Annotated in this window: 6 protein-coding genes; 4 read left to right on the top strand and 2 right to left on the bottom strand. The window is 57.8% G+C overall.

All coding sequences use genetic code 11. From position 1 onward, the window contains the following. Positions 1-1,101 precede the first annotated feature (1,101 nt). On the top strand, positions 1,102-1,683 hold the full coding sequence (locus ACP15R_RS27230; protein ID WP_424988961.1) for a plasmid pRiA4b ORF-3 family protein: 582 nt from the start codon (positions 1,102-1,104) through the stop codon (positions 1,681-1,683). 97 nt (positions 1,684-1,780) lie between these two features. On the opposite strand, the gene ACP15R_RS27225 is transcribed toward ACP15R_RS27230, so the two are convergent. Together ACP15R_RS27225 and ACP15R_RS27220 are read right to left on the bottom strand one after the other, a co-directional pair. Further along, entirely contained in the window at positions 1,781-2,668 is an 888-nt protein-coding gene (locus tag ACP15R_RS27225; protein ID WP_424988960.1) for an ImmA/IrrE family metallo-endopeptidase, read from the bottom strand. Beyond that, positions 2,665-3,000, bottom strand: coding sequence for a helix-turn-helix domain-containing protein (locus ACP15R_RS27220; RefSeq protein ID WP_081979695.1), 336 nt, complete (start codon positions 2,998-3,000; stop codon positions 2,665-2,667). The genes ACP15R_RS27225 and ACP15R_RS27220 overlap by 4 nt, the downstream gene beginning before the upstream one ends. Before the next feature lie 145 nt (positions 3,001-3,145). On the opposite strand from ACP15R_RS27220, the gene ACP15R_RS27215 reads away from it, so the two are divergent. The 3 genes from ACP15R_RS27215 (at position 3,146) to ACP15R_RS27205 (ending at position 8,101) form a co-directional block, all read left to right on the top strand. Then, a complete protein-coding gene (locus ACP15R_RS27215; RefSeq protein ID WP_424988959.1) occupies positions 3,146-4,507 on the top strand; it encodes a nucleotidyltransferase domain-containing protein in 1,362 nt (453 codons plus the stop codon). A gap of 267 nt (positions 4,508-4,774) precedes the next feature. Beyond that, positions 4,775-6,877, top strand: coding sequence for a Tn3 family transposase (locus ACP15R_RS27210; RefSeq protein WP_424988958.1), 2,103 nt, complete (start codon positions 4,775-4,777; stop codon positions 6,875-6,877). 64 nt (positions 6,878-6,941) lie between these two features. Next, positions 6,942-8,101, top strand: a protein-coding gene (locus tag ACP15R_RS27205) for an IS3 family transposase (protein WP_424988599.1) whose coding sequence is annotated in 2 segments (ribosomal slippage) — positions 6,942-7,191 and positions 7,191-8,101 — 1,161 coding nt in all. Because the reading frame shifts where the segments join, the coding sequence is not laid out codon by codon here. Positions 8,102-8,128: the final 27 nt, after the last annotated feature.

The following is an 8,128-nucleotide window of genomic DNA, read 5'->3' as shown; positions in this document are numbered from 1 at the left end:
CACTCGACCAGCTTGCCGCGCGGGGAGCGGCCGAGGACGCGGTGCGTGGGGGCCATCGGGTTCGCGCTCGCGACGGGTTCGACCGTGATGTCGAGGTCGAATGTCAGGGTCGAGATGGAGCCGACGCCCTTGGCGGTTTCGATGTCGGCGCTGGTGAATTTGATGCAGTTCGTGGTCATTGCTCTTCTCCTTGTTTGCGTTGCAATGATGGTCACCTTGCAGCTGGCCAAGGCCCGGCCACACCGATGGCGAAGCGAAGCGGAGAGGGGCAGGCGCAGGTCTTTTTGCTTCGCGAGGAATGGCCCGCAGGGTCAGGGGAAAAAGATCGGCGACAACCTTTGTGGGCGGGACGACAGCTGCGACCAGCATGACATGCAACTCAGACATCGGGAGAAGCGCGGTGGCCGCGAAGGAAGGTGGAGGAACTGCCGACAAAGATGCGGCGGGGTGCGATGTTTCTTCTGACCTCTTGCCCCGATCCGAACCCGGACGAGGCAGCGCTTTCCCTGACCCTGTCTCATGTGCCCCGACGGCTGGTTCTCGTGGCAATCCGATGTGTGTTGTCTGGAAGAGCACCAGGGAGACCGTCGAAGCATCGATACCGTGCTCGGATCACCAGGATTTCGAACGGACCCTCTACGGCAGCCCGAAAGCTTGGATTTGCACAGCGCGACCATCACCGGCCTTCTGCCAGCTGCGGCCAATGCAATCCGGCGGTCGTCGGACATCGCTTGCGACCCATGATCGCGGCGCGGAGCTGCGTGTCCGGCAAAGCGAGGACCAACCCCGGCCGAGACGCGAGGTACGTGATCACTGATGTCACACGCCTGCCCCAGCGACCGTTACCGAACGGCCGAGATGAAGCGTTGCCACGACCATGCGACGGCTGGTCGGGCTGGCTCCGGAGGAGACGGCACGGCCAGCGGCACGTTGCAGGGAGAGGCGGCGTTTCAGCTCGGGGAGGGCGGCTGCGTGCAGCCGACCGAGTAGGGCGCGGTCCTGACCAAAGGGCAGGAGGGGCCAATGTTCCCCTTGAATGCCTCAATTTAAGGATCAAAAAATACTTCAACGGCAGGGCCATTAAAACAGGCGGGACACACTTTGATTGAGCTAAAAATCGAACTGGTTGGCATCAAACCAGCCATCTGGCGCCGTATCCTCGTGCCGAATGACATCAGCTTGGACATCCTGCATTCCGTTCTCCAGGGCGCTATGCCTTGGCAAGACTATCATTTGCATGAGTTCGAGAATGGCGAAGACAGGTTCGAGGCCCGCGACGAAAGTGACGACAGCTGGGACCCTACCGATGGACGGAAGGACGAGAAGAGGTTTACTCTTGGAAAGCTGGTCAAGAAAGGCAGTCAGTTCACATACACTTATGATTTCGGCGATGGCTGGCGGCATCTCGTCACCGTTGAGAGGATTAGCAAACCAACCGGAAGACCAGATCTGGACTTTCCTGCCTGTGTTGACGGAGAGCGAGCCTGCCCGCCAGAGGACTGTGGAGGACCCTACTCTTACGAAGAGTTTCTCGACGCGCTGACCGACAAACACCACCCGGAACATCGCGATACAAAGCAATGGGCGGGCGCGTTCGAACCGGAAGTGTTCAGCGTGCAGCAAGCCAATGCTGCCGTCGGTACGACTTTCGTATGGGCAAAAGAGCGCCACGATCGAAAGTGAAATCTGGCTCTGGTTTGGCGAAGCTCTACGCGCGGGACTACCTTCTTCCAGCGTCAAATACACAACGAGAACCTGGAAGTTGGTGAGAAAGGCTACGCTAGCGACCTCGCGCGAATTTGGGGGTCCAGCTCTCAATCAATGAGGATTCTTCTTCGTAGGCTTCGTCATCAGGGTCGTCGGCAAGTTCCTCGCTGGAAAGGATGGTAAGAGTGAAGCCGTAAGCGCCGAGACCTATGACTTCTTCATCCAACGCAAGTCGTCGCCCGCAAGAGAACCATTTAGCAAGACTGGTCTGTCCACATATCGAGCGCGCGGACCGGATGTTTTGCGTATCAGAGTTGAACCGCAGGGTATGGGTTCGGGGCAGCGGAGTACCCTTCTTGAGGAACGTGAGCTTGTCGAGCTTTTTGAAGCTTTCAGACAAGAACGCATATGCGACTTTGTCGCCGGAACTGACGACAACCGCCATCGGATAGTCGCAACATTCGGCGGCTCTGATGGCAGAAGCCGTGAGCGAGCACTCTGCCAGCTGACTTAGCGCAATGATCCCATCCAGACCGACACGGCTTTCCCCGATGACCTCGCCCACGAGTTTCGACGGCATGAGCAGACCAGACGCAAAATGATCCGCCTCAAGCTCTATCGAACTCATCCCTTGTGAAAACCCGGCCCTGGACATGTGGATCGGAGCGGTCTTCAGAATTTCCTCGGGATGCCCCTCAAGAAAATAGTGGCCAAGTTCGTGAGCCACGGTAAACCTGCGAAACCCTTCGCTCTTGATATCGGTCGCATAGAAGATGCCAACGCTGTCATCATGGAAGATGATCCCGCCGCTCACGCCAACCCGGCCCGGATCCTTTGGCTCGACCAAGATGTCTTCGCTCTCCGCGATCGCAAACGGATCAACGGGGAAGGCATCGTAGCCTTTTTCTCTTGCTTTGAGTTCACCTTGGCGCCGCGCCATATGAATTCGGAATTTGCTCAACGACCCGACTTTCTCTGGTTCATGAGGTCGATCATCATTTGGATGTGCTCTCGGTCGTCGTCTGACAGGTTCTCTTCACCACGAAATGCCGTTGTTGCTCCCGCCATGTCGTTGGTCCTGCCTAGCAAGTAGTCTGACGTAACGCTCAATGCCTTCGCGAGGGCCCTAATGTTTGCAAACGAAGGCTTGCGCCGCTCCTTCTCGAAATGGCCGATTGCTGATGGTTGTAACCCAGTCTTCGCCGCAAGTTCCGTTTGGTTGATCCCTCGCGCTTCTCTGGCCTGACGTAACCTGTCACCGAACCCACCATTGGAATCCGTAGAATTTGACATGACGCTCCCGCATGTGTTAGTATGACGATATCGTAGGATTCCTGCCGCTTGCTCGCGGCTTCTTTTTTCGCTTTCCGCCCTACGAAAACGTCAAAAACTGTAAGACGGATCAGCGAATCCGTCAAGCCTGAGGGGGCAGAAGAAGATGAATATCAGGACGAACCTCGAAGATTTCGCCCGCAGCCTGGAGATCGACCCTGTAGAAGCTGCGCTGATGGACGTTGCACGTGCCATCCAGATCACACGCACTATGCACGACGAAGCTGACCGCCATTTTCGCGGGCTCGCTCAGCATGTCGACCGCCCTGGAAGCCCTCTCGAAGATTTGGTCCTTGAGATCTACCCTTCTGGCAGCTTTGCAATCCACGCCGCGACACGGTCACGCCTGAAGACCGACCAGCACGACGTTGATGCCGTGCTTGAGATCGCGATCGCTCCTGGCACCGACCCGGCATGGGTGCTTGAACAATTGTACAAAGCGATCAAGGGGGAAGAAGGCAGCAAGTACTACGACTACCTGATTGAGAAAAACAGTCGCTGTGTCACGGTTACCTACCCGGACGGCGTCACGGTCGATCTGATGCCGGTCGTTCGCATCGATGGGGCACCAGAACGCGTGGCGACCCTGTTTCACTACAAGCCTGAGACGGACGAGCGGTACCATAAGGAGATCAATCCGAAGGGGTTTGCCGATCACTTCAATGCTCGCGTCGAGATCAGCGAGGCGTTTCAGAAGCGCTTCGATGCGCGTCGTTACCTCGTAGACGGCGAAACCTACACCGAACTGGCCACGCGGCTTTCAAATGAGACGTCTGGTCTGGCGTTGCAAAAGGCAGATACCCAACCGATGCCGGTGCATGTCCCGCTCGACCAGAAATCGCCTCGCGTGGTTGCCCTGCAACTGATCAAGAGGTTCCGCGACAAACGCTATCGCAAGCACGACGATCACCGTGGCAAACGCAAACCCCCGGCCGTCATTATCGCAGCGATTGCAATCGATGCCGGCCCTGCAAACGATAGCCTGGTCGATGAGGTGATTGCGATTGCCAAGCGGATGCGCTGGCAGATCCGCAATGCCGAACAGAACCTGCGGTTGCTGGAAGTTCGCAATCCGGCACATTACCCGGACCTCTTTACCGATCGTTGGCCGGCTCAAAGGAGCGACCAGCAGCTTTGGGCGGCGGACTTGCTCACCCTCATCGAACGCCTCGAAAACCTGAAGCGGGTTGGCTTCGATCCTGCGGTTATCCAATCGACGTTCGACGATTTGTTCGGCGAAAGGGCCGGCGAGACCGCTCTGCAGGCCTATCATCGCGCACAGACTGTCCAGCTCGAACATGGTGCGCTCGGCATGACACCGAGCGGGCATTTGAAACCTGCGGCACCTGTTTCGTCCCTGGCTGCTCCAGCTCTGGGTGCTGGGATCGCATCCGCACCAGGCCTCGTGAAGCCTGCACGCGCGAATACGAACATGGGGGGCACTGTACCTGATGATAACTGTTGGTGATCAGATTGCGGACATGGCCGATGTCTATCCTGAATGGTCATGCGACCGGCTGAGCCAGCGAACTTGCGTTTGGGAAGGGCATCTGCAGCCACACAGAACGATGTACCGGCTGCGGGTAGAATATACGGAACCCTTACTGCTTGAAGGCCCAACCGCCCCGAACGTGCACAGATCGGGGTTATGAGGAACAATAGTGGAACAAGAGGGCGCTTGACGGTTTTCTGATTTCTCTGGAGGTTCACCCTGTCGGTCAAGGGGAGCATTTGGATGGAAAGTGACGAGCTGAAGGTGTGGAGCCTGTCGTTTGGCGAGTTGGATTTTGTTCAGGGGTACCGGCGTGCGATGCGCGCGGGGTTGGCACTTCAGTTGGTTCAGTTTCGCAGTCACGGGTATTTCCCGGGGTCTTTGGATGAAATTGCCGCCGACTGCATCCATTTTGTCGAGGAGCAGTTGGGCAGCAATGTTCATCTATACGATCTGCAATCTGATGCCGCCCGCCGTCACCGCCATGATATCTTGCGCCATCTGGGGTTTCGACGGGCGAATGAGAGAGATCGTGCGAAGCTGCATTCTGTCCTTGTTCATGCGAGTTCCACAACAGGCCCAGCCATTGGACCTCTCATTGATTTAGGTTTCCGATGGGCGTTGAAGGAAGCGATATTCGTACCCTCGCGGAAAATCATGGAGCGCTCGGCCCGATCTGCGCTGCATGCATTCCAGGAAAATCTTCTGACAGAGTATACGGGCCAGGTTTCGCAGAAAGCGATAGTGGCATTGGAAGAATGCCTTGCCGAACCACGAGGAGCGCATGGTTTTCTGCGGCTGAAAGATGATGTTGGTGCTGCAACGCTGGATAATGTTCTGGAGGCCGCAGACCGGCTGGCCTTCATAGAGGGCCTTGATCTTCCATTTGGTATATCGGATGCCGCCGATCCATCTTGGCTCAGGCACTTTGCGCGCCGCGTCGAAGGCGAAACGGCCTATGAAATGCGCCGTCATGCCCAGGAGAAACGGATTGGGCTGCTGGCCCTATATATAATGTCTCGCAAATCGCAGCTGATTGATGGGCTGGTGGACCTGTTGATTGATGTGGTTCACCGGATCGGCACGAAATCCCGGCGCAAGGTGATCGGTAGAATTGCTGCCGACATCGAGAAGGTTCACGGCAAGGAGCGATTGCTGGTCGATATCGCCACGGCTGCGATGATGACCCCGAATGGCAGGGTTTCGGATGTGATCTTTCCTATTGCATGTGCTGCGAAACTGAAAGCGATTATCGACGAACATCGCGCAAAGGGCCCGCTGGATACGCGGATCCAGATGGTGATGCGGGGGTCCTGGGCCAGCCATTACCGCCGAATGTTGCCGTCGCTGCTATCTGTCCTGAAGTTCCGTTCGAACAACGAAAGCTGGCGCCCAATCCTCGATGCTCTGTCTTTGATCGCTCGCCTGAACGAGGAAGGGCGACGCGTCGCTCCGGTATCATTGGCTCCCGACGGATCCATCCCGCGAAAATGGCGTGACACCGTTTTTGATCATCGGGGTCGGCTGAACGTCATTTCCTATGAACTCTGTGTCCTAACGCAGTTACGAGATCGTATCCGGGCCAAGGAAATCTGGGTCGAAGGCGCGGACCGCTACCGCAATCCGGATAACGACTTGCCAAAGGATTTCTCAGAAATGCGCGCAGCATACTACGCCGGGCTGAAACTCACTCAGGATGCGCGGGAGTTTTCCAGCTCAGTCCGTGAGCAATTGGAATTCGAGCTGCGTGAACTGAATGAGACTTTACCGTCCAATGATCTGGTCCGGATTCGATGGTCTGGCGAAAACCGGATTCACATCACGCCTTTTGCGCCAGCCCCCGAACCGCGCGGTCTCCTTTCATTGAAGGCAGAAATCGGTAGACGGTGGCCGATGACAGGCCTGCTCGATGCGCTGAAGGAAACCGCGCTGGATACTGGGTTTCTGGATGTTTTTGAAACCTCAGCGAGTCGAGAGGCGCTTGATCGCAAAGTCAGAGACCAGCGCTTGCTTCTGTGCCTTTACGGTCTGGGCACCAATGCCGGTTTGAAGCGGGTGGCCGCTGGGGTACCCGGGACCAGCTATGATGAACTGCTGCACATTCGCCGCCGGTATATCGATCCGGCCTCACTTCGGGCTGCGGCGGCCAAGGTTGCGGATGCCACTTTAGCGGTTCGGAATCCGGCCGTATGGGGTGATGCAGGAACAGCCTGCGCGGCAGATTCCACCAAATTCGGGGCCTGGGACCGAAACCTGATGACGGAATGGCACGCCCGTTATGGTGGGCGGGGCGTCATGATCTATTGGCATGTCGAGCGTCAGGCGACCTGCATCTATTCCCAGTGACCTGCCCCCCGCGAAATCCCTCACCTTGATGTAGAGTCTGCGCCAACTCTGAAGGAGCAGACACATGCGAAAGAGCCGTTTCACCGAGGCGCAGATAATCGGGATGATCAAGGAACAGGAAGCCGGAATGCCGACTGCGGAGGTGTGTCGCCGGCACGGCTTGAGCACGGCGACATTCTACAAACTGAAGGCCAAGTATGGCGGCATGGAGGTGTCCGAGGCTGCGAGGCTGAAGGCCCTTGAGGACGAGAATGCCAAGCTGAAGCGCCTGCTGGCGGACACCATGCTGGACAACGTCGTGTTGAAAGACCTGCTGGGAAAGAGCTGACGACATTGACCAAGCGGCGAGACGCGGCGCTCCGGGTGATGCGAGATCATGACATCTCGCAGCGCCGGGCGTGTCGGCTGGTTGGTGTCGATCCCAAGACAGTCCGGCGTGAACGCCCGCCGGACAGTGCCGATATCCGCAAGGAGATGCAGGAGATCGCGGGCAAGCGGCGTCGGTTCGGGTATCGCCGGATCGGCGTCCTGCTGGAACGCAAGGGCATGATCATGAACCACAAGAAGCTGTATCGCATCTACCGCGAGGAAGGGCTGTCCGTAAAACGACGGCGCGGCCGGAAGCGAGCTCGTGGCACCAGAACACCGATGCCGTCGGCCCCGTGCGCCAACGCGCGCTGGTCATTGGACTTCGTCTCTGACAGCTTTGGTGCCGGGCGCAAGTTCCGGATCCTGGCGGTGATCGATGACTGCACCCGGGAATGCCTGTGCCTGGTTGCCGATACCAGCCTGTCCGGGGCAAGGGTTGCCCGGGAACTCAGCGCCCTCATCCGGGTCTACGGCAAGCCCGGCTGTATTGTCAGCGACAACGGGACCGAGTTCACCAGTCGGGCCATCCTGAAATGGGCCGACGAGAAGAAAGTGCAGTGGCACTACATCGACCCCGGAAAACCGCAGCAAAACGCGTTCATCGAAAGCTTCAACGGCAGCCTGCGGGACGAGCTGTTGAACGAAGAGATCTTCGACAGCCTGGACGACGCACGTCGGAAGCTGGCCCTCTGGCGCTACGACTACAATACGGACCGCCCGCATTCGTCCCTGGCCAACCAGACCCCGCAGCAAGCGCGCCGGACGCTTGAGCAATTTGAGGGCTCCGCGCCCGGCGCGCTTGCGCCAGATGACAAAGCCGAATACCCTAATCCAACCTGCAGACTCTCATTATGAATGAGGGACCAGCAGGGGGCAGGTCAC

It is taken from the genome of Microbulbifer sp. S227A (assembly GCF_049800935.1).
The sequence above is the reverse complement of the archived record's forward strand: the minus strand, read 5'-3'. Positions and strand labels throughout refer to the sequence as shown.

Coding starts and splice junctions, on each gene's coding strand:
- ACP15R_RS27220 (WP_081979695.1), bottom strand. CDS start 3,000: ATGTCAAATTCTACGGATTCCAATGGTGGGTTCGGTGACAGGTTACGT.
- ACP15R_RS27215 (WP_424988959.1), top strand. CDS start 3,146: ATGAATATCAGGACGAACCTCGAAGATTTCGCCCGCAGCCTGGAGATC.
- ACP15R_RS27210 (WP_424988958.1), top strand. CDS start 4,775: ATGGAAAGTGACGAGCTGAAGGTGTGGAGCCTGTCGTTTGGCGAGTTG.